18 protein-coding genes are annotated in these 24250 nt (G+C 74.0%); 6 read left to right on the top strand and 12 right to left on the bottom strand.

The window, feature by feature from the left end:
- Window positions 1-89 precede the first annotated feature (89 nt).
- Entirely contained in the window at window positions 90-530 is a 441-nt protein-coding gene (locus ACGF1Z_RS14075) for a MarR family winged helix-turn-helix transcriptional regulator (protein ID WP_393003474.1), read from the top strand.
- 16 nt (window positions 531-546) lie between these two features.
- Here the strand turns inward: ACGF1Z_RS14075 and ACGF1Z_RS14070 are convergent, their stop codons facing one another.
- Both ACGF1Z_RS14070 and ACGF1Z_RS14065 read right to left on the bottom strand, forming a co-directional pair.
- The gene (locus ACGF1Z_RS14070) at window positions 547-1572 is read right to left on the bottom strand and encodes a TolB family protein (RefSeq protein WP_393003472.1); all 1026 of its coding nucleotides are present in this window, start codon (window positions 1570-1572) and stop codon (window positions 547-549) included.
- 113 nt (window positions 1573-1685) lie between these two features.
- Entirely contained in the window at window positions 1686-2570 is an 885-nt protein-coding gene (locus ACGF1Z_RS14065; protein ID WP_393003470.1) for an alkaline phosphatase family protein, read from the bottom strand.
- Window positions 2571-2793: 223 nt separating this feature from the next.
- On the opposite strand from ACGF1Z_RS14065, the gene ACGF1Z_RS14060 reads away from it, so the two are divergent.
- Entirely contained in the window at window positions 2794-6333 is a 3540-nt protein-coding gene (locus ACGF1Z_RS14060) for a LamG-like jellyroll fold domain-containing protein (protein WP_393003468.1), read from the top strand.
- Between the two features lie 78 nt (window positions 6334-6411).
- Here ACGF1Z_RS14060 and ACGF1Z_RS14055 read toward each other — a convergent pair whose 3' ends face one another.
- The 4 genes from ACGF1Z_RS14055 to ACGF1Z_RS14040 all read right to left on the bottom strand — a co-directional run bounded on the left by ACGF1Z_RS14055 (window position 6412) and on the right by ACGF1Z_RS14040 (window position 9542).
- Complete coding sequence (locus tag ACGF1Z_RS14055; RefSeq protein WP_393003466.1) at window positions 6412-7350, bottom strand: alpha/beta fold hydrolase; 939 nt, start codon at window positions 7348-7350, stop codon at window positions 6412-6414.
- A gap of 388 nt (window positions 7351-7738) precedes the next feature.
- Entirely contained in the window at window positions 7739-8302 is a 564-nt protein-coding gene (locus ACGF1Z_RS14050; RefSeq protein WP_393003464.1) for an SRPBCC family protein, read from the bottom strand.
- Between the two features lie 115 nt (window positions 8303-8417).
- Window positions 8418-9005: an RNA 2',3'-cyclic phosphodiesterase gene (gene thpR, locus ACGF1Z_RS14045; protein ID WP_393003462.1), complete on the bottom strand. Its 588-nt coding sequence runs from the start codon at window positions 9003-9005 to the stop codon at window positions 8418-8420.
- Between the two features lie 168 nt (window positions 9006-9173).
- Complete coding sequence (locus tag ACGF1Z_RS14040; RefSeq protein ID WP_393003460.1) at window positions 9174-9542, bottom strand: RNHCP domain-containing protein; 369 nt, start codon at window positions 9540-9542, stop codon at window positions 9174-9176.
- A gap of 194 nt (window positions 9543-9736) precedes the next feature.
- Between ACGF1Z_RS14040 and ACGF1Z_RS14035 the strand changes: the two genes are divergently transcribed.
- Window positions 9737-10633: a class I SAM-dependent methyltransferase gene (locus tag ACGF1Z_RS14035; protein ID WP_393003458.1), complete on the top strand. Its 897-nt coding sequence runs from the start codon at window positions 9737-9739 to the stop codon at window positions 10631-10633.
- Window positions 10634-10948: 315 nt separating this feature from the next.
- Window positions 10949-12640, top strand: a complete 1692-nt coding sequence (locus ACGF1Z_RS14030; RefSeq protein WP_393003456.1) for a right-handed parallel beta-helix repeat-containing protein — start codon at window positions 10949-10951, stop codon at window positions 12638-12640.
- 101 nt (window positions 12641-12741) lie between these two features.
- Here the strand turns inward: ACGF1Z_RS14030 and ACGF1Z_RS14025 are convergent, their stop codons facing one another.
- The 5 genes from ACGF1Z_RS14025 to ACGF1Z_RS14005 form a co-directional block, all read right to left on the bottom strand.
- Window positions 12742-14181: a UDP-glucose dehydrogenase family protein gene (locus ACGF1Z_RS14025; RefSeq protein ID WP_393003454.1), complete on the bottom strand. Its 1440-nt coding sequence runs from the start codon at window positions 14179-14181 to the stop codon at window positions 12742-12744.
- A 52-nt stretch (window positions 14182-14233) separates the two neighbouring features.
- The gene (gene galE / locus ACGF1Z_RS14020; RefSeq protein ID WP_393003452.1) at window positions 14234-15256 is read right to left on the bottom strand and encodes a UDP-glucose 4-epimerase GalE; all 1023 of its coding nucleotides are present in this window, start codon (window positions 15254-15256) and stop codon (window positions 14234-14236) included.
- 40 nt (window positions 15257-15296) lie between these two features.
- Window positions 15297-17186: a glycosyltransferase family 2 protein gene (locus ACGF1Z_RS14015; protein WP_393003450.1), complete on the bottom strand. Its 1890-nt coding sequence runs from the start codon at window positions 17184-17186 to the stop codon at window positions 15297-15299.
- Between the two features lie 170 nt (window positions 17187-17356).
- Window positions 17357-18454, bottom strand: a complete 1098-nt coding sequence (locus ACGF1Z_RS14010) for a UDP-glucuronic acid decarboxylase family protein (RefSeq protein ID WP_393003448.1) — start codon at window positions 18452-18454, stop codon at window positions 17357-17359.
- A 514-nt stretch (window positions 18455-18968) separates the two neighbouring features.
- Window positions 18969-19613 (bottom strand): dihydrofolate reductase family protein, encoded by a 645-nt coding sequence (locus ACGF1Z_RS14005; RefSeq protein WP_393003446.1) that lies wholly within the window; start codon window positions 19611-19613, stop codon window positions 18969-18971.
- Between the two features lie 440 nt (window positions 19614-20053).
- On the opposite strand from ACGF1Z_RS14005, the gene ACGF1Z_RS14000 reads away from it, so the two are divergent.
- A complete protein-coding gene (locus ACGF1Z_RS14000; protein WP_393003444.1) occupies window positions 20054-22105 on the top strand; it encodes an NAD-binding lipoprotein in 2052 nt (683 codons plus the stop codon).
- Here the strand turns inward: ACGF1Z_RS14000 and ACGF1Z_RS13995 are convergent, their stop codons facing one another.
- On the bottom strand, window positions 22106-23359 hold the full coding sequence (locus ACGF1Z_RS13995; protein WP_393003442.1) for a SpoIIE family protein phosphatase: 1254 nt from the start codon (window positions 23357-23359) through the stop codon (window positions 22106-22108). It abuts the gene before it with no gap.
- A gap of 253 nt (window positions 23360-23612) precedes the next feature.
- On the opposite strand from ACGF1Z_RS13995, the gene ACGF1Z_RS13990 reads away from it, so the two are divergent.
- Window positions 23613-24101 (top strand): MarR family winged helix-turn-helix transcriptional regulator, encoded by a 489-nt coding sequence (locus ACGF1Z_RS13990; RefSeq protein WP_393003440.1) that lies wholly within the window; start codon window positions 23613-23615, stop codon window positions 24099-24101.
- The last annotated feature ends 149 nt before the right edge of the window (window positions 24102-24250 follow it).

Below are 24250 nucleotides of genomic sequence, written 5' to 3'. Positions count from 1 at the left end.
ATCAAGTACTTCGCCGACGTTAGGCGGAGATACTTGAGGCAGTCAAGTAAACAATTGATAATGTGAAGCACCTTGAGTACGCTCCAGGCATGAGCGCGACCACCCCGGAGACCCCGACCAAGCCGCAGCTCCTGGAGCTGCTCGCCGCGATCGGCACGGCCCAGTGGCGCGACTTCGCGGCCGCCGCCACCCGCCACGGACTCACCCCCACGCAGGCCAAGCTCCTGGCGCAGCTCGACGGCCCGCTGCCCATGCGCGCCCTTGCCGCCCTCCTGGTGTGCGACGCGTCCAACGTGACCGGGATCGTCGACCGCCTGGAGGCCCGCGGACTCGTCCGCCGCGAGCCCGCGCCCGCGGACCGGCGCGTGAAGAACGTGGTCGTGACCGACGAGGGCCGCGAGACCGTGCGCCGCCTCCGTGAGGAGATGCAGACGACCCACGGCGCCCTCGACACCCTCACCCCGGCCGAGAGCGGCACGCTCTACGCCCTCCTGGAGCGCCTGCGCCCGGGCATGGAGAACGCCGGCTGAGGCCGGACCGGGACGCTCAGCCGAGGAACGCGGGGGCGAGCCCCGCGTTCAGCAGGCGGGTCGCGGTCCCCGAGCCGTCGGCCGGGACGGTGTACAGGTCCGCGCCGTAGTCACCCGGCAGCGCGTAGGCGACCGTGCGCGCGTCCAGCCAGACCGCCTGGTCGTCGACGCTGCGCGGCTCGGCGAGCGGCGTCTCCCGCATCGTCGCCAGGTCCAGGGCGTACAGCCGCCAGGGCTTGTCGGCGGGCGCGCCCGCCACCCGCTTCTTGTAGACGACGCGGGTCTCGTCCGGTGACAGCGAGGGACACTCGACGTTCGCGTGGAGCGTGGTCACGGTCCGCTCCGCGAGATCGCCCCGTACGAGGTAGGTCCGGCCGCCCGTCGCCATCGTCGCGTAGAAGTGCCGGTCGTCGCGCGCGTAGGTGACGCCCCAGAAATTGATGTCCGTGGCGCGGTGCTCCCTGCCGTCCTTCCGTACCCGGAACTCCTCGAGGGACTTGGTGAGACGGCCCGTCCTGGTGTCGAGGACCGCCGTGCGCGTGGAGAAGTCCGCGCCCGCGTACGAGTCGCCGCCGACGAACACCGTCCAGGCGACGAACCGCCCCGAGGGCGAGACCCTGGCCCGGGTGGGGACACCGGGCAGCGGATAGTGTGCTCGCTCCCCGAGCCCGGCGTCGAGGACCACCGCCCGGTAGGTGTCGTCCACCGCCCCGTGCTCCGCCTGCAGGCAGATCCCGGTGCCGCCGGCCGCGTGGAAGCGCAGGCACCGGACGCCGGAGGAGGTGCGCGGACCCGTCGGGGCGGCGGCCGGGACGGTGACCAGCTCGTCGCGATGCGGCCCCCAGGCCATGTTGCGGAAGACGATCCGGCGGCCGGCCCCGGCGGCGAGCGACACCCGGCCGGCCGTGACCGCCGGGCCGCCGGCCTGGGGGCGGTCCTTCTCCGCGGCCCGGTCCGCGGCGTGCAGCAGCGAGGCGGTGGCCACGCCGCCGAGCACGACGAACGCCGTGAGCAGGACGAGCAGTTTGGCGCGCAGGGTCATACGGGCCTTTCCTCGGAGACGTGGGGGGTGGTCGCGCCCGGCGCCCGGGACCGGGTCCCGGGCGCCGGGCGCGGCCGTCGAGGCGGTGGCCGCCTGCGTCGGACAGGGACGCGTCAGGAGGTCCAGATGCCCGTGACCGGCGTCGAGTTGGCGGCCTGGCCGGCGTGCGCCGTGCCGTACATGTCCTCCAGCGTGCGCAGCAGGTTGTAGTGGTTGTACGTCGTGGAGGACGTCGCGCCGGGAGTCACCTGCTGGCCGTAGAAGACGGTCGGGATCTTGTTGCCGGCGAGCCGGTTGTCCTCGTCGAAGGTGACGACGAGCAGGCTGTTGTGGGTCTTCGCCCAGGTCGCGTAGGCGCCGAGGTTGTTCTTCAGCCAGGTGTCACCGGTGCCGACCGAGCAGTCGTGCATGTCGCTGCACAGGTTCGGGACGACGAAGGACACCTGCGGCAGCTTGGTGAAGTCGGTCGGGAACTGCGCGAAGGTGTACGCCGACGAGGTCGGGACGTTGGAGAAGCCGAACCAGGGGTTGTGCTTGCGGGCGTACTTGCCGCTGCTGCACGTGGTCGAACCCTGGCTGGGCAGCGTCTCGTTGTAGCTCGCCCAGGTCCTGCCCGCGGCGATCAGCTCCGAGGCCAGGTTGGGCGCGGAGGAGAAGCCGGGCGTGTAGCAGCTGTCGTCGGTGATGCCCTGGGTGGAGCCGGAGAACAGCGCGAAGTAGTTCGGCTGGCTCGGGTGGGTCTCGGCGTACGACTGGGTCAGGTTGGCGCCGCCGGACTTCAGCGAGTTGATGTACGGCGCGCTGGAGCTGCCGATGACCTGGCTGTAGGCGTGGTTCTCGAAGACGACGACCACCACGTGGTCGGGCGTGGGGACGGTCGCCGCGGCCTGCGCCGCCGACGACGTACCGCCGAATCCGGCCCAGAGGCCGATCGACGCGGCCGCGAGGCCGAGGGCGGAAAGAAGAGCGGTGCGGCGATGTGAGGGAGCGCCGGGCACGGCTACCTCCGGTTGAGGGAGTGACAGGGGGCGGTGCAGCCGAAGGTTAGGCGTGAACATGCCATCGTTGAAGGTGCCCTCACGTAAAGACCGGGGAAACGTCTCGCGTCGCCCGCGGGCCTCGCGACACTCCGGCCCGGAGCAATCCGTCCGAAGCACGGGCAGAGCGGATTCCCCAAGGGGCCGGTGACCAGCACGATCTGACGCCTGATTGGCTCGGATCATGATGAGAACACGATCGCGGCCCCGGCTACGCGCCGGGGCGCTCCTCGCCGTGCTGACCTCCCTCGGCCCCCTCCTCGGCCTCGCCGCCGCCCCGCCCGCCACCGCGAGCGGAACGGCGCTGTCCGACGCCAACCGCATCGGCACCCAGCAGATCCTCTTCCGCTCGGGAACGGCCGGCTACGGCTGCTTCCGGATCCCCACGCTGGTGCGCACGAAGGCGGGCACGCTGCTCGCGTTCGCCGAGGCGCGCACCTCGCCCTCCTGCGCCGACCGAGGCCCCATCGACACGGTCGTCCGCCGCTCGACCAACGACGGGCGCACCTGGGGCCCGATCCGCGTCGTGCTGTCCGGCAGCGAGACCGACCCCGAGGCTCCGTACGTCCGCGGCAACGCCTCGCCGATCGCCGATCTCCAGACCGGGGACGTCTTCCTCCTCTCCAACTCGGAGAAGGCCGTTCCCACGACCGGCGAGTACCGCAGGTCGTGGGTCCAGAAGAGCTCCGACGACGGCCTCAGCTGGGGCGCCCCGCAGCCCGCCCCGCGCCTCACCGCGACCGGCACCGGCTGGTTCGGCACCGGCCCGAGCCACGGCATCCAGTTGCAGGAGGGTCCGCACGCCGGACGCCTCCTCGTCGGCGCCTACGAACGGCCCACCGGCACCGACGCCCGCGTCGGCGTCCTCTACAGCGACGACCACGGGGCGACCTGGCAGCGCAGCTCCACCGTCAACTCGTACGCCGAGGACGCCCAGGGCAACCCCACCGCCAAGCCCGGTGAGCCCGCGGTGGCCGAACTCCCCGGCGGCGAGGTGTACATCAGCGCCCGCAGCCCCTACGCCGCCGGACACCGGATGCACACCGTCAGCGCCGACGGCGGCGCCACCGTGCCCGCGCTCGGTCTCACCGCCGGCTGGACCGGCCCCGACGTGAACGGCTCGGTCCTCGCCCCGGCCCGGACCTACCGCCAGACGCCCGGCGATCTGCTGCTCATGTCCGCCCCGGCGCACCCGGCCAACCGCCAGGAGATGCGGATCCGCTACTCCACCGACAAGGGCACGACCTGGACGGACGCGCCCGGCGGCCTGGTGAGCACCACCGCGACGGACCGGGCGGGCTACTCCGACCTCGCCGAGCTGTCCGAGGGCGAGTTCGGCCTGCTCCACGAGGGCGGCCCCACCTTCTCCGCCGAGAACATCCACTTCACCCGCTTCCGCGCCGCCGACCTCCAGCTCCCGGCCTCGGTCACCCACCAGGGCTCCGCGCTGCCGCAGGCCACCCCGGCCGCCGGCCGGACCACCCCCGACACGACGGCCGAGGCCAACGACGGCTACCTCCCGCCCGGCGCCGTCCTCGGCCCCGGCGCCGTCCAGCCGGCCACCGCCCCCTCGACCTCCTTCGGACAGGGCCTCGTCCTCGACGGCGTCGACGGCCACGCCGACCTCCCGTACACCCCGTCGCTCGACCCGGGCGCGGGCGACGTCACGTACTCCCTCTTCTTCAGGTACGACAGCACCGCGAACACCCCGCAGCAGGCGCTGTTCTGGGCCTACGGCGTGGGCTCGGCCAAGCCACAGGTGTGGGTGCGCGCACAGCCGGGACAGAACCGGATCCACGCCTGGGTACAGGGCACCGGCGGCACCGCCACGGCCACCCTGGACGGACCCGACCCGGCCCGGCCCGCCTTCGGCGACGGCCGGTGGCACCACCTCACGCTGGTCCGCGGCGGCGGTACGGTCACCCTCGACGTCGACGGCCGGGCCGGCGTCCAGCAGGGCCAGGTCTCCGGCGCGCTCTCCGGACCGCGCACCGACGCCGCCGGGCTCGGCATCCGCCTCGGCGACAAGCCCGTCGAGGACCCGCCCGGCGCGCCCGCCGACGGCTTCACCGGCGCCCTCGACGAGTTCCGGCTCTACCGGACCGCGCTCTCCGCCGACCAGCGCGCCCAGCTCCGGGGGGCCGGAGCAGCGGGTGTGGCCGCCGACCGGCTCGCCGCGCACCTGCCGTTCCAGGTCGTCGACACCGCGGACACGGCCGCGCTGCGCACCACCCGCATCCAGGACGACGTGTCCGGCCACTGCGCCGACGGCACCCTCCTCGGCACCACGTCCTCCGAGAGCGCCGTCACCGGCGGCCGGATCGGCAGCGGCGCCCTCGTCGTCGACGCCGGACTGCCCGGCGTGGAGGTGCCGTTCGTCCCCGCCCTCGACAACGGTACCGGCGACTTCACCTTCGCGCTGTGGTTCCGCTACGCCGCCACGAGCGCCACCAAGGACGCCGCCCTGATGTGGGCGTACGGCTCCACCTCCGGCAGGCCCTCCCTCTGGGTGCGCGCGAAGCCCGGCCTCGACAAGCTGACCGTACGGGCCGAGACCGCCGGCGGAGCGGTGGAGGCGGACCTCCCCGACCCCCAGCAGGCCGGCGAGACCGACCGCAGGGCCTTCGGCGACAACCGGTGGCACCTGCTCACCCTCACCCGGACCACCGGCCAGGCCCCCGGCTCCCGTCTGACGATGGGCGTCGACGGCACCGATCCGGGCGCCACCGGGGCACACGTCGTCACCACCGACGGCCTCACGGGCTCCTTCACGGACGGCGTCGTCAACCCCGAGGGCTTCCGGATCGGCTCCAAGCCCACCGGCACCGACGTCCTGACCGGCGCACTCGACGACTTCCGCTACTACCGGCGCGCCCTGAGCACCGCCGACGTCGCCGACATCCTGGACACCCCGGCCGGCGGCTGGGCCGCTCCCAAGGATCCCGACCTGTGGTGGTCCATGGAGCCGGGCAACACCGAACAGCACCTCGTGGCGCGCCCCGTCGACGACGCGACCACCCGGGCCACGCCCGACGCGGGCGCGCACTGCGGGCACGGGTACGTACGCGGCGGGGCGACGCCCACGTCCACCGGCGCGAAGTACGGCCGGGCCCTCGCCCTCGACGGCGTCGACGACGCCGTCGAACTGCCCTACGGCGACGCCAAGGCCCTCGGCGCCGGCGACTTCACCCTCTCCACCTGGGTGCGCTTCGCGTCCGCCGACAACACCACCCCCGTCCTCGCCTGGGCCTACGGCGTGGGCGGCGGCGAGCGCCAGCTGTGGATCCGCGCCGTACCCGCGCAGAACAAGGTCACGGCGCTGCTCCAAACGGACGCGGCGACCACCACGCTGGACGTCGTCGCCCCGCAGGGCACCCTCTTCGGCGACGACACCTGGCGCCTGGTGGTCCTGCGCCGCCAGGGCGGCAGCCTGACCCTGTCCGTCGACGGCACCGCCGCCACGAAGCAGGCCCCGGCCGGTTCCGTGACCTACGACGACGGCTTCGACGTCCGCGGCTTCCTCCTCGGTGCCCGCCCCGACGGCGGCACCGCGGACCGGCTGCACGGCTCGCTGGACGAGTTCCGGCTCGTCCGCCGCGCCCTCTCGGACGCCGAGCTGACCGCACTGCGCTCGGCCGCCACCCCGGTCCCGGCGGACCCGGGCACCGCCGTCCGGCTGGCCTTCGACACCGTCACGGCCCAGGGCTCCTACGCCCGCATGTGACCCGCCCCGCCGCCGCGTGAGCCGCCGGCACGGCACGTGGTCGGCGCCGCCCCGTCACGGGCCGGCGCCGACCACGCGTCAGGACACCCCGGGCGCGCGGGGCATCCCGTCGACACCGCGGGCCCCGCCTGTCGGGCGGTCCGTCGCGGGATCTGCCGGGTCGTCCGTCGCGGGGGCCGTCGTGTGGTCGAGGACCGCCGGGACGATCACGGCCCAGTCGGCTCGCTCGACCCCGTGCCCCGCGTCCTCCAGGACGAGCAGGCTTCCCCCGGGAATCCGTTCCGCGAGCGCCTCGCCGTGCGGCAGCGGGAACAGCGGATCGGCAGTCCCGTGGATCACCAGCGTCGGCACGCCGATCGACGCGAGGGACCCCTTCGGGGGTGCGCCCTCCGGGAGCGCGTCGTGGTTCTGCAGGGCGGCGACGTCACGCGCACGCCCGACGTCCCGGCGCACCAGGCTCCGGGCGGCACCCTCGTCGAACGGCCGCCGGCCCCCGGCGAGCACCCGCGCGGACGCGACCAGGTACTCGACCACCGAGTCCGCGTCGTCCCAGTCGACGTGCGCCTCCGCGGCGAACCGCAGGAACGCCTCCGTCGGCGGGGGGAGCTCGCGGTCGACACCGGGAACGGCGGCGGACGTGCTGATCAGGACCAGGGACAGGATCCGGTCCGCGTGCGCGAGCGCGAGCACCTGCGCGAGGCCCCCTCCGGCCGAGACCCCCACGACGTGGGCGGCGGGGATCTTGTAGGCGTCCAGCACCCGCACGGCGTCCTCGGCGAGGTCCGCCCCGGTGTAGCCGGGCCGCCCCGGCTCGTAGGTGACCGAGCGGCCGGTGTCGCGATGGTCGTAACGGATCACGAAACGCCCGCCGTCGGCCAGCAACCGGCAGAAGTCCGCCTCCCACCAGAGCATCGAGGCCCCCGTGCCCATGACGAGCAGGAGGGGCGCATCGGACGGATCTCCGAAGGACTCGGTGCACAAGATGACACCCTCGGCCCGGACTTCGCGCTCGGCCATCTCGACGGCTCCTCTGGGGGTTCGGCTTTCCGGGACGTGGAGCGGGCGGGCGGTCGCGCCGGACACCGGTCCGCTCGTCCGGGAGCGGGCCCGGGCAGGGCCCCGGCCGTCGGGGCGGTCCCTCGGGGCGCTCCCTCGGGCGGCTCCGCAGAAGCCGACTCGGCCGGACCGGTTCGCTCGGGCCGCTCGCCCGCCCGTGACCGGCGTCGCGGCACTGGGGGCGCGGGGCCGAGACCGCGGCTTCCCTGCCCGACCGTACCGCTGGCCCCGGCGTTCGCGGCGCAGCCGGCACCGACCGGGCGGAGCTGTCGGCGCGCCGCCGGGCCGGGCCCGCGACCGCGTCGCGGCGCCGTCCCACGGCATGGCCGGACGAGGTCCTGCGGCCCGGTCACGCGCGAGGCGCGTCGCCCGGGTCGTCCGGGAGCGGGCCCGGATAGGGACCCGGCCGCTCGGGCGGTTCCGGCGGGTCGGCGGGCGGCGGCTCGCCCGTGCTCTCCGCCGGACGGAGCCGTCCGCGCCAGCCGGGGTCCGAGGCGGAGCCCTCCTCGACGAAGCGCCGGAAGCGCTCCAGATCGTCCCGGACCCGGTCCTGCAGCATGCCGAGCGCGGCACCGGCCTTCTCCACGATTCCCTGCGGCTCGACGTCCATGGCCAGGCTCACCTGGGTGTGCAGGTCGTCGAGGCGCCGGAACGTCACGACGCCCATCTGCTGCACGTCGCCGCCCACCGTGCGCCACGAGATCCGCTCGTCGGGCAGCTGGTCGACGATCTCGGTGTCGAACTCCCGGGACACGCCGCCCACCCGGGTGCGCCAGTGACAGCGGCGGGCGTCGATCTGCCGGACCTCGTCGACCCCGTCCATGAATCGGGGGAACTCCTCGAACCGGGTCCACTGACCGTAGACCGCGCTCAGCGGGGCGGCCACCTTGATCGTCTCGTGCACCGTGCTCATCGGCTCCGTCTCCCTTCCGTTCGCTGCGACTACCCGGACTCGCCACCCGCACGCGTCGTGCGGAACCGCCCGCGCGGGGTGGTGCGCCGTGCCGCGCACCACGGGTCCGCCCCGTTCAGCCGCCCGCGCCCTCGAACGGCCACGACGCGATGTCCCGGTAGCGGATGGGGGCCGGGCCGCGGCCGAAGTTGCTGCCGACCAGGTGCAGGCGGGCCGTGGGCCAGCGGCGGCCGGCGAAGCCGGCCAGACCAGCGGCCGCGTCGGCTATGGCGGACCCGTCGCCGCGGCGGGCGCGGGCCAGCGTCAGGTGCGGGCGCAGCGGACGCCCCTCGAAGGGGATGCCGCACTCCTTCACCAGGGCCCGGACGTCCGCCGCGAGGAGGTGCAGGCCGTCGAGGTCGCCGTCGACGCCGCTCCACAGCACGCGCTCGTCGAAGTGGCCGCCGCCGCGCAGGGCCAGGTCCAGGGGGTGACGGGTCGCCGCGAGGGCGGCGAGCGGGTCCCGCAGCGGCGGGACGGCCGCGACGGGGAGTTCGCCGAGGAAGGCAAGGGTGATGTGCCAGTCCTCGATGCGGTTCCAGCGCAGCCCGGGGTACGCGGAGTAGGCGGGGCGCAGCGCGGCCGCCAGCTCGTCCTTCGCCTCGTCGGGCGGGGCGAGGGCGATGAACACACGGATGGTCGCGTCGAAGGACTGATCACTCACAGGGGCTTTCGTACCTCATCTGGCCCCGCCCGGTCACGTCCGGGCGGGGGCCCCGCCGGCGGATGCGCGCGGCGCCCCTCCGAAGGCACCCGTCCCCCCGGCCCGGCCGACCGGCGCGGCCGGGCCACGGGAGGAGCACGGCGGCCCCGGTCCCGTGGCCCGGAGCGCTCACAGCGTCAGCAGGACGCGGTGGGCGAGATCCGTGCTCCGCCCCCTCAGGGGCCTGAGTGCCAGACGCAGAAGGGAGAGCGGATCGTCGTCACCGGCGATGCGCTTGGCGCTGAGCTCGCCGCAGCTCGGACAGGGGTGGATGAGCATCCACTCACCGTCCGCCCGGGCGGACGGCGACAGGGCCTCCATGCGTCCCGGGCAGGCGGAGGCCCGGTCGCCGGGTACGCGGGCGTCGACGTGGAAGCTGACCAGGCACTGCGGGCAGTGGTTGCGGTGGGCGGTGCCCGGTGCGTCCAGGGATACGTCCAGACGGCAGCCGGCGCACCGGACGACACCCGAGCGCCGCTCGCCCTGAGCGTGGAGCACGCCCTTGTGGCGTTGCCGCCGGGTTCTCCGCGGCTCCGCCCGGAGCGAGCGGGCCGCCTTTCCACGGCTCTCCCCCGGGGCATCACGGGTCCGCGGGCGGCGGCGCGGGCATGGCACCCGTCCGGCGCGCCGGGCACCGGTGCGCCGTCGACAGAACGTCACCGCCCCGACACACTGGGCACGGAGGTGTGCTCATGACCCAGGCAGACCGGTTCGACGGCATGCGGGCCGCCGTGCACGAGACGTACGGTCCCGCCGACCTCAGCGCCGTGCCCGTCTTCGCGGGCGGCTTCATCAACTTCGGCTACTGGCGCCCCGAGGACCTCGACGGCCCGCCCGGCGTGGACGACAGGATCCGCAGCCAGCAGGACCTCTACCGGCGGGTGCTCGACACGGCCGGCCCGCTCGGCGGGGCGAGCCTGCTGGAGGTCGGGTGCGGCCTCGGAATGGGGTGTGCCCTGGCGCTGGAGGAGTACGGGCCGGCCACGGTCACCGGGATGGACATCCACCCGCAACAGCTGGAGCGGGCGCGCCGGGCGAACGCCCGCCTGCTGGAGGGCGACGGCTCCGACCGGCTGCGGCTGGTGCGCGGTTCCGCCGAGCGGATGCCTTTCGACGACGCCGAGTTCGACCTCGTCTGCAGCGTGGAGGCCGCCCAGCACTTCGACGACCTGGCGCTGTTCGCCGCGGAGACCGCACGGGTGCTGAGGCCCGGCGGGCGGGCCGCCGTGACCAGCTTCTTCGCTCCGGACCCCGCTGCCGCCCCCCGGCTCGCGGAGCTGCTCGACACCTTCGCGGACGGCCTGGACATCGCCCGCCCGCCCTCCGAACTGACCGAGGCCCTGACCCGCTCGGGGATGACCGACGTGCGCTGCGAGTCCATCGGCGCCTCGGTCTGGCCGGGCTGGGACCACTGGCTGTCCGCCCAGTGGAAGCCCGGCACCTGGCCGAGGAACTTCCGCCGTGCCTGGGAGCAGGGTCTCCTCGACTACTACGTCATCACCGGCACGCGTTCCCCGTCCTCCCGGCACCGGCGGAACACGCCCGCACCGGGCGTCCGTTCGCCGGGACGGTCCACCCCGAGAGAGTGACCGACGCGCGGGGCCTCCCGGGTCCACCCCGGGCCGCCCGCAGGTCCGGGCCGGCGGAGCGGGCGGGGTGCTGCGCCGTTCGGTGCTCACCGGGGCCGCCGTCACCGTCCCCGCACCACGGGAGCTCTCGTGACGAGGCCGTGGCTCCGCCGCGCCCCGCCCCGCCCTGCCGGCGCCGGGGCTCGTGCGCCGTGGGCGGCCGGTCCGTACGTGACTCGGTTGCCGTGTCGTCCTCGGCGTTTCGCGTGTCCGCCTTCTGGCAGTCTGTCCGCCTGTGGGGGTATATCAGGCGAAAACAGCACTTAAGGGGTATGCGTGAACGCGGAGAACCGGAGCCGGACGCTGAGGGCCGCCGCTGGAGTCTCGGCCGCGGTGCTTCTGTCGCTCACCGGCTGCGACGTACCCGGCGTCTACCGGCCGGCCCGCCCGGCCACCGGAGGTCCCTTCACGTTCTACGTCAGCGCCGACGGCGACGACAGGAACGACGGGATGTCCCCGGCCACGCCGTGGCGGACCCTCGACCACGCCGACGGGGCGCGGTTCCAGCCGGGCGACCGCCTGCGGCTCAAGGGCGGCGACCGGTTCGCCGGCAGCCTCACCGTGGAAGAGGGCGAGGCGGGCAGCGCAACGAGGCCCGTCGTGATCGACTCGTACGGCGTCGGCCGCGCGACGATCGCCCCGAGAGGAACCTCCGGGATCACGGTGCGCAACACCGCCGGTGTGGACATCAAGGGCATCGCCCTGGTCGGCGACCGCACCTCGCGGCGCGAGGGGGTGGGCATCGCCCTCCGCAACAACCTGTCGGACGACCGCCGGCTCCGCCACGTCACGATCACCAACGTGGAGGCCCGCGGCTTCCAGAACGGGATCAGCGTCGGCGCCGACGACGACGCCGTCGCCGGCTTCGAGGAGGTGCGGATCGCCGACGTCTCCCTGCACGACAACCTGGAGAGCGGACTCGTCGTCTACGGGCCCGAGTTCCGCGCCACGCGTCCGGCCTACGCCCACGCGGGGCTCCGGATCGACGGCGTCCGGGCCTACGCCAACTCCGGTGACCCGCGGAGCGACCAGCGCAACACGGGCAGCGGCATCTCGCTGGGCAGCGTGCTCGACGCGAAGGTCGTGAACTCGGTGGCGCACGACAACGGTGCGCACTCCGCCGCCGACGCGGAGGAGGGGCCCGAGGGCATCTGGGTGTACGACTCCTCGCGCGTGGTCCTCGAACGCAACCGGTCCTACCACAACCGCACCGGCTCGCGGGTCGACGGCGGCGGCTTCGGCCTCGACAACAACGTGTCCTCGTCCGTCATGCAGTACAACCTCGCCTACGGCAACGACGGCCCCGGCTTCCTGGTCTACTCCGGCATGCCGACGGGCGCCCACAAGAACAACGTCGTCCGCTTCAACATGAGCTGGGACGACGCCAGGAAGCTGCCGGAGTACGGCGGCATCGTCGCCTACGGCACCCGCATGAAGAGCCTGGACATCCACCACAACACCGTCGTGATGCGGACCCGGGGCCTCGGGTCCGCGGACGCCGCGGGAGTCCGGCCCCCGGCCCTGCGGCTGCGGGACGGCATGGCGGGCGTGCGGGTCGCCAACAACATCTTCGCCACCGACGGCGGCCCCCTCCTCGCGACGGAGTCGGCGTACGGCCGGAGCACCGTCCGGCTCCAGGGCAACGACTACTACAGCTCGGGCGGGTGGACCGTGGAGTGGGGCCTGGACCGCTACACCTCCCTGGACGGCTGGCGCACGGCCTCCGGCCAGGAGACGCTGGACGGCGGACCGACCGGCGTCAGCGACGACCCGTGCCTCAGCGGCCTGACCGCACCGGTCACGGACGGAGCCGGCGCCGAGAACCTGGTGCCCCGCTGCGAGGGCCGGGTGCCCCTCGGTCTGAGTCCGCGGGCCCTCGGCATCGACCCGGGCCCCGTGGACTACTTCGGCAACCACGTACCGGGGACGCCGGTGGTCGGGGCCGTCCAGCCCCCCGTCACCGACTGAGCCCGGCACCGCGCGACGCGGCCGGGCACGACGCGGCGCTGCCCGGCCCCCGGCCGGGGGGCCGGGGGCCGGGCAGCATGAGGCCGTGCGTGCCCCGCCCGTTACGTCCTGGTGGCGGGGCCGACCGGTACCGCCGAGGTCTCCGGACCGGCGGCCGCCGGGGAGACGATGAGGGTGCGCAGGGTCTCCGGCTCCGGCGCGGCGGCCCGCTGCGGCTCCGGCGGCGGTGCCGGACGGCCCAGCCCCTTCACCGTCCAGCCCGCGGCGCGCCACTCGTCGTGCGGCAGCGCGTTGCGCCCGTCGATGAGCAGCGGGGTGTGGACCAGGCGGGCCGTCTTCACCGGATCCAGCTCGCGGTACTCGCTCCATTCCGTGAGGTGCAGCACCAGCTCCGCGCCCCGGCACGCCGTCAGCAGGTCCGTGCCGCAGTGCAGCTCGGGGTGGGCGAGCCCGGCCCGCGCCGCACCCTCGGGGTCGTGGACCCGGACCTGGGCGCCCCTGCGGTGCAGCTCCAGCGCGACGGCCAGCGCGGGCGAGTCGCGTACGTCGTCGCTGTCCGGCTTGAACGTGGCGCCCAGCACGGTCACCCGCCGGCCGGTGAGGTCGCCGCCGAGCATCCGTTCCGCGAGCGCGACGGTCCGGCTCCGCTGCCGCCGGTTGACCTCGTCGACCTCGTCGAGGAAGGCCACCGCCGGGCCGACGCCGAGTTCCCGGGCGCGGGCGGAGAAGGCGCGGATGTCCTTGGGCAGGCAGCCGCCGCCGAATCCGATGCCCGCGTTCAGGAACCGCCGGCCGATCCGGGTGTCGTGGCCCAGGGCGTCGGCGAGCGTGACGACGTCCGCGCCGGTGGCGTCGCAGACCTCGGCCATCGCGTTGATGAAGGAGATCTTGGTGGCGAGGAAGGAGTTGGCCGCGACCTTGACCAGTTCAGCCGTGTTCGGGTCGGTGACGAGGTACGGGACGCCCGCCGCCAGCATCGGGGCGTAGACGCGGCGCAGCGTCTCGTCCGCTTCGGGGCCGGTCACGCCCACGACGATCCGGTCCGGCCGGAGCGTGTCGTCGACGGCGAAGCCCTCACGCAGGAACTCGGGGTTCCAGGCCAGTTCCGCCCGCACCCCCGGAGGCGTCAGCCGGGCGACGTGGGCGGCCAGCCGGGCGGTCGTGCCCACCGGGACCGTGGACTTGCCGACGATCAGGCAGGGCGCGGACAGATGGGGGGCCAGTCCGTCGACGACGGCGTCGACGTACCGCAGGTCGGCGGCCTGGGACCCGGCCTGCTGCGGAGTGCCGACGCAGACGAAGTGGACCTCGCCGTGCACCGCCGCCTCACGCAGGTCGGTGGTGAAGCGCAGCCGCCCGGAACCGAGCGCCCGGGTCAGGACGTCCTCGAATCCCGGCTCGTAGAAGGGGGGCCGGCCCGCGGCGAGGTCGGCCACCTTCGCGGGGTCGACGTCCACGCCGAGGACGTCGTGTCCGATCTCGGCCATGCAGGCGGCGTGCACGGCTCCCAGATATCCCGTGCCGATCACGGTCAACCGCATGCGTTGTGCTCCTGTCTGAGGGGGGGATGGAGGGTAGGGGCGGGCGGCGGCCTCAGAGGGCGTAGCCGCGCGGGTTCTGCTGCTGGAAGCGCCAGGCGTCGCGGCACATGGCCGCCAGGTCGTGCCGGGCGGTCCAGCCCCAGGCCGCGGTGACCTTCGAGGGGTCCGCGACGAGCTCCGCGACGTCGCCGGGGCGGCGTCCCGTGACGCGGTACGGGATCGGCCGCCCGGACACCTCCTCGAAGGTGCGCACGAGGTCGAGCACGGACGCGCCGTGCCCGGTGCCGAGGTTGAAGACCCGCATGCCGGGTTCGTCGTCGATGTGGTCGAGGGCCGCCCGGTGCCCCTCGGCGACGTCCACGACGTGGATGTAGTCGCGGATCCCGGTGCCGTCGGGCGTCGGGTAGTCGTCGCCGAACACGCTCAGCTCGTCGCGGCGGCCCACCGCGATCTGGGCGAGGTAGGGCATGAGGTTGCCGGGCACGCCGTGCGGGTCCTCGCCGAGCAGCCCGGTGGGGTGCGCGCCGGTGGGGTTGAAGTACCGCAGGGCCAGCACCCGCAGCTCCGGCAGGTGCCGGCACATGTCCGCGAGGATCCGTTCGCAGGTCCACTTGCCGGTGGCGTACGGGTTCGTCGGCGCGGCCGGGGACTCCTCGGTCAGCGGCACGTCCGGGGTGTCGCCGTAGACCGAGCAGGACGACGAGAACACCAGCCGGTGCACCCCGTGCGCGTGCATGGCCGCGACCAGGGCCGTGGTGCCCCCGACGTTGATGTCGTAGTACGTGAGGGGGATGCGCACCGACTCGCCGACGGCCTTCTTCGCGGCGAAGTGGATCACCGCGTCGATCGGGTGCGCGGCGAAGACCGCGTCCAGGGCCCGGCGGTCGCGCACGTCCGCGGCATGGACGGCCGCGATCGGCCGGCCCGCGATCTTGGCGACGCGTTCGAGGGCCTCGGGGGAGCTGTTGGAGTGGTCGTCGAGGACGACGACCTCGTGGCCGGCGCCGAGCAGTTCGACGCAGGTGTGGCTGCCGATGAAACCGGCGCCGCCGGTGACGAGGACGGTACGGGGCACGGGGAACCTCATTTCTCGACCGGCCGCACGGGCCGGACCGTCACCAGGCGTAGAAGCCGGTGAGATAGGTGGGGAAGACGGTGACCGCGAGACCGAGCGGGAGCAGGCACAGCACTCCGCAGCAGAGCGGGAGCGCGGCCGTGCGCAGCGCCCGGAGGAACGGGACGCCGGTCGCGCGCGCGGTCTCCCTGACGTGCAGCGCGGCGATCACGAGCGTCACGGCGGCGTACGAGGCGGCGCCGAGGAGGCAGAGGAAGACGTAGCCCACGGCGGGGCCGGTGAACTGGCCGACGAGCGCGGAGCCCGACAGGAAGGTCGTGATCAGCAGGTACGGGGCGATGGTGCGCAGGGGCAGGCGCTCCAGGCCGTCGCGCTTCTTCGGCGTGACCTTGAAGGTGATCTGACGGGGCCGCAGCTTCTGCAGCACGGCGGCGAGGACCCCCCAGGCCACGTAGGGCCAGCGGGACAGGCCGAACAGCCAGATCTCCCAGCTGAGGACGGGCGCGTCGTGGGGGCGCAGCAGTCCGCGGCGTCGGCAGAGCAGCGTCAACAGGATCAGCCAGACGGACATGAGCCAGAAGTGCGACAGGAACTCGACGTAGTTGACGTCGATCCAGGGCGTACCGGTGACCGCGGCGATCGGCGGCAGCAGGATGCCCATGACGGTGGCGGCGGCCAGCAGCGGGTAGTACATCAGGGCCGCGCCGAAGCGGACGCGCAGCTTGAGGGGCATCCGGCCGAGGTGGCGGGGCAGCATTCCGAGGAGCATGACCGCCAGGCTGCGGGACCACTGGAACTCCTGGGTGATCATCGCGCCGAAGGTGATCGGACCCTCGCCGTGCGCCTCGGCGTCGATCGCGAAGGCGCCCTGCCAGCCCGCCGAGTTGAGCAGGAAGGTGGTCGAGAAGTCCTCGGCGAGTTCGGGCCCGAGGCCGCCGATGTCCCGCAGCGCCTGCGTGCGGACGGCGTAGTGCGAGCCGATGCACACGGGAGCGAGTCCGGCCGAGTGGCCCAGCTGCACGGGCCCGTGGAACATGGCCTCGCGCTGGAGCCGGCCCCGGGCCGCCCAGGAGTCGGCGGCGTTGGAGTCGCACACGCTGGGCGCGGCGACGTAGCCGATGGCCGGGTCGGCGAAGGGGCGGACGACCTCGGTGAGGTAACGGCGACCGGGGACGTGGTCGCAGTCGAGCTGGGCCACCACGTCGTACCGGGCGTAGCCCCAGTGGTCGTAGAAGAAGGCCAGGTTGCCTTCCTTGCAGCGGGTGCGCCGCGGCCACTCGGCACGGTGGTAGTCGGGGCGGCCGCGACGGCACGAGACGTACACGCCGTGGGCCTGGCACCAGTCGAGGATCTCGGCGGTCGGGTCCTCGTCGCACAGCCACACGTCGTAGGCGTACGGGAAGTCCTGGTCGAGCATCGCCTGCAGGGTGGTGCGGGCGATGTCCCAGGTCTCGGACGGGGCGCGGGTGACGACGAAGGCGGTGCGGAGCGCGGGCACGGCGACGGCCGGGTCGAAGCGGCGCATCCGGATCAGGGCGACGAGGAAGTGCACCGGCAGATAGGTCAGGTACACCAGCAGGGCGCTGTTGACGACGAGGCCGAGCCAGCCGATGCGGTGGGAGGGCTGCAGCCACCAGGTCCAGAACCAGACCAGACTGACCAGCCAGCCGAGGGACAGCAGGACGACGAGGACGCGGTCGAGGCGCGAGAAGGCCCGCACGAAGCTGGACGGGAGCGTCCTGAGCCGCCGCGGCGATCCGGCGAGGACCGGGCCGTCCGGGCCGATGGAGGCCACGGAGCCGTCGGACAGGGCTCGGATCTCCGCACCCAGCGTCTCCCATTCCTCCGGTGAGCCGGGGGCGGGGGAGAGGGGTGGGAGATCCCGGACGGTGCCGGTTCCCGGCGCGGGACCTTGCTCCAACGACGTCATGACGGCGAGTTCTCCAGGCGGTGCGTCAGCGGGGCGGTGGATTCGGAGGAGGCGACGGGAGGCCGCGGCCGCCGGCGCCCGGGGGAGGCGTGGCGGACGGTGTAGGGCGGTCACCGCGGGGGAGGCGCGGCGGGGTGAGGGTGCGCAGGGCCGGCTGACCGGGTGAAGGGTCAGCTGCCCGGGCCGGACGGGCCGGTGGCGGTCGCGGAGGTCATGCCGGCGGCGGCGACCGCCGGTCCGGGGATCGTCTGCGCCCCCGTGGCCGCACCGTTCACGGCGGAGAGCGGCACCGTCATGTCCTGGCCGCCGCGGATGGCGGCGGCCGAGGCGCCGAGCCGGTCCGGCCGGGCGGCGAAGTACGCGACGGTCCTGCGCAGGCCCTCGGTGATGTCGATCTCCGGCTGCCAGCCCAGGACCTCCTGGGCCCGGGTGATGACGGGCCGGCGGCGGACCGGATCGTCCACCGGCAGCGGGTGGTGCTTCACCTCGGAGGTCGATCCGGTCATGGCGAGGACGGTCTCCGCGAGTTCGGACACGGTGCGCTCGACCGGGTTGCCCAGGTTGAAGGGGCCCATCTCGGTGGAGTCGAGGAGCGCCACGAGACCGCGGATCAGATCGTCGACGTAGCAGAAGCTCCGGGTCTGCTTGCCGTCGCCGTAGATCGTCAGGGGTTCACCGGTCAGGGCCTGGGTGATGAAGCTGGACACCACCCGGCCGTCGTGCGGGCGCATGCGCGGTCCGTAGGTGTTGAAGATGCGCGCGATGCCGACGTTGAGGTCGTAGGTGCGGCGGTAGGCCGCGGAGACCGCCTCGGCGTAACGTTTCGCCTCGTCGTAGACGCTGCGCGGGCCGATGGAGTTGACGTTGCCCCAGTACGCCTCCTCCTGAGGGTGGACCAGGGGGTCGCCGTAGATCTCGCTGGTCGACGCGAGGACGAAGCGCGCGTCGTGCAGGAGGGCCAGCCGCAGGGCGTTCTCCGTGCCGCGGCTGCCGACGGCCAGGGTCTCCAGGGGGCGGCGCAGGTAGTCGGGTGGCGAGGCGGGGGACGCCAGGTGGGCCACGGCGTCGATGGGGCCCGCGACGTCCACCGACTCGCTCACGTCGGTGTGCTGGAAGGCGAAACCCGGGTGGGACAGGAGCGGGGCGATGTTCTCGGGGTCGCCCGTCGAGAAGTCGTCGAGGCACACCACGGAGTCGCCGCGCCGCAGAAGCGCTTCGCACAGATGCGACCCGAGGAAACCACCGCCACCGGTGACGGCAACGCGCATGTGTTTCTCCAGGAATGAGAGGCGGAAGGGCCCCACGCCGGTTGGCGTGAGCGGCCGGAATGCCGATCGGAAGAGCCGACAAAAGCGAAACTCCCGGAAAACTCGGCAAAATCGTATGGCCATACATGTCTGTTTTCGTGGAGGCAATTCCGGCGACTGCGCCGTTCGGCCGATCTTGCGGGCCGCCGCCCGTGGCGTGTTCCTCGCTGCCAGGCCCGCTGCCGTGCCCGGCCCGGCCGGTCCCCGTCACACGCATGTGTGAGCGCGGTCCGCGCGCCCGGAGCGCCGGCCGTCCTCCCGGCATGCGCCGGCGCACCCGAAGGCGGGACGAGAGCGCCGGGCCGCTCCTCGGCCGGCTGACGCAGGCGGCTTCGAGGTGGCCCGGCGGGGTGGCGGACGGCGGAGGGGCGAGGGTGACGGATGGGGATCGGGGATGGGCGGACGGCGGGGGGCATGCGGGAGCGGGCCCGCCCGGCAGGGGCGGGCCCGCTCCGGACGGGTGGCGCGGGGTGGCTCAGGCGTCCCCGCCGAGGCCGCGATCGGGTGCGCTCATATCCCCGGTGGCGGGTGTGCCGTCGGCGAGTCCGTAGCGCAGGTAGACGGTGCCCTTCGTACTGGCGACCGGGGGTTCGAGGAGCGTGAGGTTGGTGGGCACCGCCCCGCCCTCGAACAGCTTCTTGCCGACACCGAGCACGATCGGGTGCACCCAGAGGTCGATGCGGTCGAAGAGCTTCTCGCGCAGGAGGGTCTGGACCAGGTCCAGGCTCCCGACGACCTTCACGTTCCGGTGCCGGTCACGGATCTCGCGCACCGCCGCGGGCAGGTCAGGTCCGAGCCGGCTGGACCCGGCCCATGAGAGGTCGGGCCGGCCGCGCGAGGCCACGTACTTGGGGACGCTGTTGAAGAGGGCGGCGATGTCGCCGTCCTCGCCGCCCTTCTGGTGCGGCCAGTAGGCGGCGAAGATGTCGTACGTGCGCCGGCCCAGCAGGAGGGCGTCCGTGCCCTCGTACGCGGCGCCGATCTGCGCCCCGGCGACCTCGTCCAGCAGCGGCGCCTGCCAGCCGCCGAACGGGAACCCCGACGGGTCCTCCTCGGGCCCGCCGGGCGCCTGCCCGACGAGATCGAGGGTCGCGAACATCTCGATGTGGATGAGGCCCATGACGTACTCCCGACGCGTTGGTTGTCTCCGTCAAGGGGTAGACCCGCCCGGGACGCCGGACTCATCGCCACGCCGGGGTCCGGCTCCACCCGGTCGGGCGGAACACCCGTGAGGCCCCCTCGCCGGCCGGAGCACGCCGAGGGGCTGGGCGACCGCCTGCCGGGTGATGGGCAGGTGCTCGCTGCGCGTGGTCGCCGGCCCGCCGCCGGTCAGCGGCAGGTCGGGCATCCGCCGCCGGGTCGGGGCGTCCACGGCCGTCAACCCCCGTCTCGGTGAAGCGCACCAGCGTGCCCTCACCCGCCGGGATCAGGTCGAAGGTCACCGGCAGCGACGAGCGGGGTGACGGCGCCGTTCGCACGGGCTCCGGGCGAACGATCACGAAGGGATGAATCCGCGTCGAGGGAGCCCCGGCGCCCACGGCCGCCCGGCACGCTTCCGATGTGCGCACAGCAGGAGATACGGGCGTTCCCCGACAGCGGAACGCCACGCCGGACCGCCCCCGGCGGACCGCCCCACGGCCGCCCGACCGCCGTGACCGTCCGGGCGACCGGCCCGGCGGCGTCGAGGCCCGCTTCCGGTACTGGTTCGACAGCACGCTGGCCCGCGGCACGTACGCCCTCGTCGGCTGGCTCGCCCTCGCCTGCCTGGCGGTGGTGATCCCCGTCAGCGCGGCCCTCGTCTGGACCGACCGGCAGGCACCGCTCACCATGGGGTCGAAGATCGCCGCGGTGTGGCGCAGCACCGGCCAGACCATGCGGCTCGGCGGCGAGGTGGGACCGCCGCTGCGGGTCGTGCTGTCCGTCCTGCTCGCCCTCGTGGCCCTCTTCTACGTGTCCACCCTGGTCAGCCTCATCACCGCGGGCATCACCGACCGCCTGATCGCCCTCCGCCGCGGCCACTCCACGGTCCTGGAGAGCGGGCACACGGTGATCCTCGGCTGGTCCGAGCAGTTGCCGACGGTCGTCTCCGAACTGGTCGCCGCGAACACCGTCCGCCGTTCGGGGGTCGTGGTGGTCCTCGCGGACCGCGATCCCGCCGAGATGCAGGAGGACTTACGGGCCGACGTCGGCGACACGGGCCGCACGCGTGTGGTGCTCCGCAGCGGCCGCCCCGCCGATCCGGCCGCGCTGGCCCGGGTCAGCCCGGCCACCGCGGCGGCGGTCGTGGTCCTGCCCCGCGACGCCCCCGACGAGGACGCCGAGGTCGTGAAGGCCCTGCTGGCGCTGCGCGCCGTCGTCGGCGAGGGGCGCGAGGTGCCGGTGGTGGCCGCCGTGCGCGACGACCGCTACCTGGCCGCGGCCCGCCTCGCGGGCGGGACCGGGGCCACCGTCCTGGAGGTCGACGACGTCTCCGCCCGCCTGCTCGTGCAGTGCGCCCGTCACCCCGGACTCTCCCTCGTCCACCAGGAACTCCTGGACTTCGCGGGCGACGAGTTCTCCACCGTGCGGGACCCGGCCCTGACCGGCCGCACCTTCAGGGAGGCGGCCGCGGCCTGCCCCGTGTCGAGCGCCGTGGGCGTCTCCCTCGCGAACGGCGAGCTCCGCCTCGCCCCGCCCGCCACCCTGCGGCTGGCCGACGGCGACCACCTGGTCGTCATCGCCCGCGACACCGGGTCGACGCGCGTGGAGCCGGTCGCCGTCCCCTACGACCCCACGGCACTCGCCGACGCGCCTCCGCCACGGAAGCGGAGCCCGGAGCGCCTCCTGCTGCTCGGCTGGAACCGCAGGGCCGGCCGGATCGTGGAGCAGCTCGCCCGGTCGGCGCCGCCGGGCTCCGCCCTCGACGTGGTGGCCGAACGCAGGGCCGCCACGGTGGCGGCCCTGCGTGCCGCCGACCGGGCGGCGGGCGACGGCTTGACGGTGCTCCACCGGGCGGGCGACCCCACCCTCCGGGAGAGCGTCGAAACGCTCGACCTGGCCGGCTACCACGGGGTGATCGTCCTCGGCCCGGACCGCCGGCCCGGGCAGGACGACCCGGACGACCGCACCCTCGTCACCCTGCTCCATCTCAGGGCCCGGGAGCGGGCCACCGGTGTGCGGGTGCCCGTGATCACGGAGATGGTCGACGACCGCAACCGGCTCATCGCCCCGGTCGCCCCGGGCGCCGACTTCGTCGTCAGCGGCAAACTGATCGGCCTGCTCATGACGCAGATCTCGCAGAACCCCCGACTCGCCGCCGTCTTCGAGGAGTTGTTCCGCCCCGACGGCCACACGATCGACCTCCGCCCGGCCGGCGACTTCGTCCGGCCGGGGCGCCGCGCCTCCTTCGCCACGGTGTCCGAGGCGGCCTCGCGCCAGGGCGCGTGCGCGATCGGCTACCGCTCGGCCCGGCGAGCGGGGGAGCACCCGCACTACGGCGTCCGCGTCAACCCACCGAAGGCGTACGGCAGGACGTGGAGCGACGCCGACGAGGTGATCGTCATCGCGTCCGCCGCTGCCGCCCCGCCGCCCCCCGCCGTGCGGCAGCCCCCGGCGCGGACGGACACCGCCTGATCAGAGCCGTGCGACGACCAGGGCGATGTCGTCCCGGCCGCCGCCGACGACGCCGAGGCGTTCCAGGACCGCGTCGGCGAACTCCTCGGTGCCGAGGTGTGCGCACTCGATGATCACATCGGTCAGGCGGCGCAGTCCCGTGTCGATGTCCTCGCCCCGGCGCTCGATGAGTCCGTCGGTGTACAGCACGAGGGTGTCGCCGGGCCGGTAGGAGAGGCTCGCCTGGGGCCGGGGCACGTGTTGCGGGCGGGCGCCCAGGGGCGGGTCGGTGGCCCCGTCGAGCAGCTCGCAGCCGTGGCCCGGGCGCACCAGCACGGGCGGGGGATGGCCGGCGATGCTGTAGGTGATCAGGAGGCTCCGGCTGTCGACGAGGATCTGGGCCGCGGTGGTGCCGAGGGCCCCCTCCACGGAGCGGGAGTACAGGCCGAGGACCTCCAGGGCCTGGGCCGGTCGTTCCAGGGCGCGGACGGCGGCGGACAGGGCACTGCGGAGCATGCCCATGACGGCAGCGGCCTGGAGGCCGTGACCGATGACGTCGCCGACGGCGAGGGCGATGCAGTCGGACGAGATGTCGACGACGTCGTACCAGTCGCCGCACACGTTCAGGGAGCCCGTGGCGGGCAGATAGCGCACGGCCACGTCGTGGGCGTGGTGGGCCAGGTCGGGAGCGTGGAGCATCGCTTCCTGCAGGGTCACGGCGACCTCGCGCTCACGGGTGTGCGCCTGCCGCAGCTCCTCGTTCAGCCGCTGCAGCTCCCGCGCCCGCACGTACAGCTCGGCCTCCAGCGCCTCCGTGCCCTTCGGCCGCGGGTGCACCGGCTGACCCGCGGGGGTGGTGGCCTGGCGGGCCTTCACGAACGCGGTGAAGTCCTCGACCCGGTGGATGATGTAGACCACCTGCCCGTCCGGACCGAGGACGGGCGTGTTCACCGGCGACCACCAGCGCTCCTCGAAGCCGCCCGGCTGCCCCGCGATGGGGATGTCGTACTTCTGCAGGGCCATGGTGTCCTGCTTGCGGCTGCTCAGGACCCGTCGCAGCGACGCGTTGAGGTTCTGCACGCCGTCGGCGCCGGGGTCCGCGGGGTTGTCCGGGAAGGCGCTGAAGACGTGCCGGCCGAGCAGGTCCTCCCGGGTGCGTCCGGTGGCTTCCAGGTAGGCCCGGTTCACGTCGATGATCACCAGGTCCGGCCCCAGCACCAGGTAGGGGCTCGGCGTGGCGGCGAAGAGCGCCTCGTGATCGATCCGCGATGCCACCGCAGGCACCCCTTTCTGCCCCCGGCTGCTCCACTCCTCAACCTACGGTCCATCCCGTCGCCGCACCCGTCGGGCGCGGCTGAAGGGGACGGTGGGGGGGCCGGGCCCGTGGCCCGGTGGTGGCCGGGCTGCGGGCGGTCCGAGGCGGGGGCGGGGGGTGCCCGCGGTCGGGCGGGCTGCCCGCGGTCGGGCGGCCCGCGGCCGGAGCGCGGCCGATTCCGTCTTTCTCCGGGCTTCCACCTATGCTGGGGCCGTGGGTGAAGGGCATGCGGAGAAGGCGGGGGCGGCGGACGAAAGCCGCGCCGACCTGCAGAAGTTCGGGGTGGCTCTGCGCCGCACGATCGGCGAGATGAACCGGCTCGTGCACGGCTTCGCCGTCACGCAGGGACTGCATCCCACGGACATCCACGCCCTGTCGTTCGTGCTCGACAACCCCGACACGGCCACCCCGGGACTGATCAGGGAGCACCTCGGGCTGACCTCGGGCGCCGTGACGGCCTGTCTCGACCGTCTGGAGAAGGCCGGTCACATCCGGCGCAGCCGCGCGGACGGCGACCGGCGGGTGGTGCGCATCCACTACGTCCCGGGCGCCAGGTCGGTGGCCCGGGCCTACTTCATGCCCCTCGCCCAGGCGGCGGACCGGGCGCGCGGCCGGTTCACGGAGGACGAACTCGGCGTCGTCCTGCGCTACTTCGACGCACTGAACGACGAACTCGCCGAGTTGCGCGTCCCCCGTCGCTGAGCGGCCGCCGGGCGCCACGTCTTCTTCCCGCCGACTGCATCCGCACCGTACCGCCGTGCGGAAGGCAGGATGACCGAGGGGAGCACCGACGTCCCTCCGCACCCCGGGGGACCGAGCTTCCGGTGATACGTGCTTCAATTTATCTCGAT

This window comes from Streptomyces sp. NPDC048018, assembly GCF_043202995.1.
Classification (GTDB): domain Bacteria; phylum Actinomycetota; class Actinomycetes; order Streptomycetales; family Streptomycetaceae; genus Streptomyces.
Note: the sequence above shows the minus strand (reverse complement) of the source record. Positions and strands in the feature narration are given on the sequence as shown.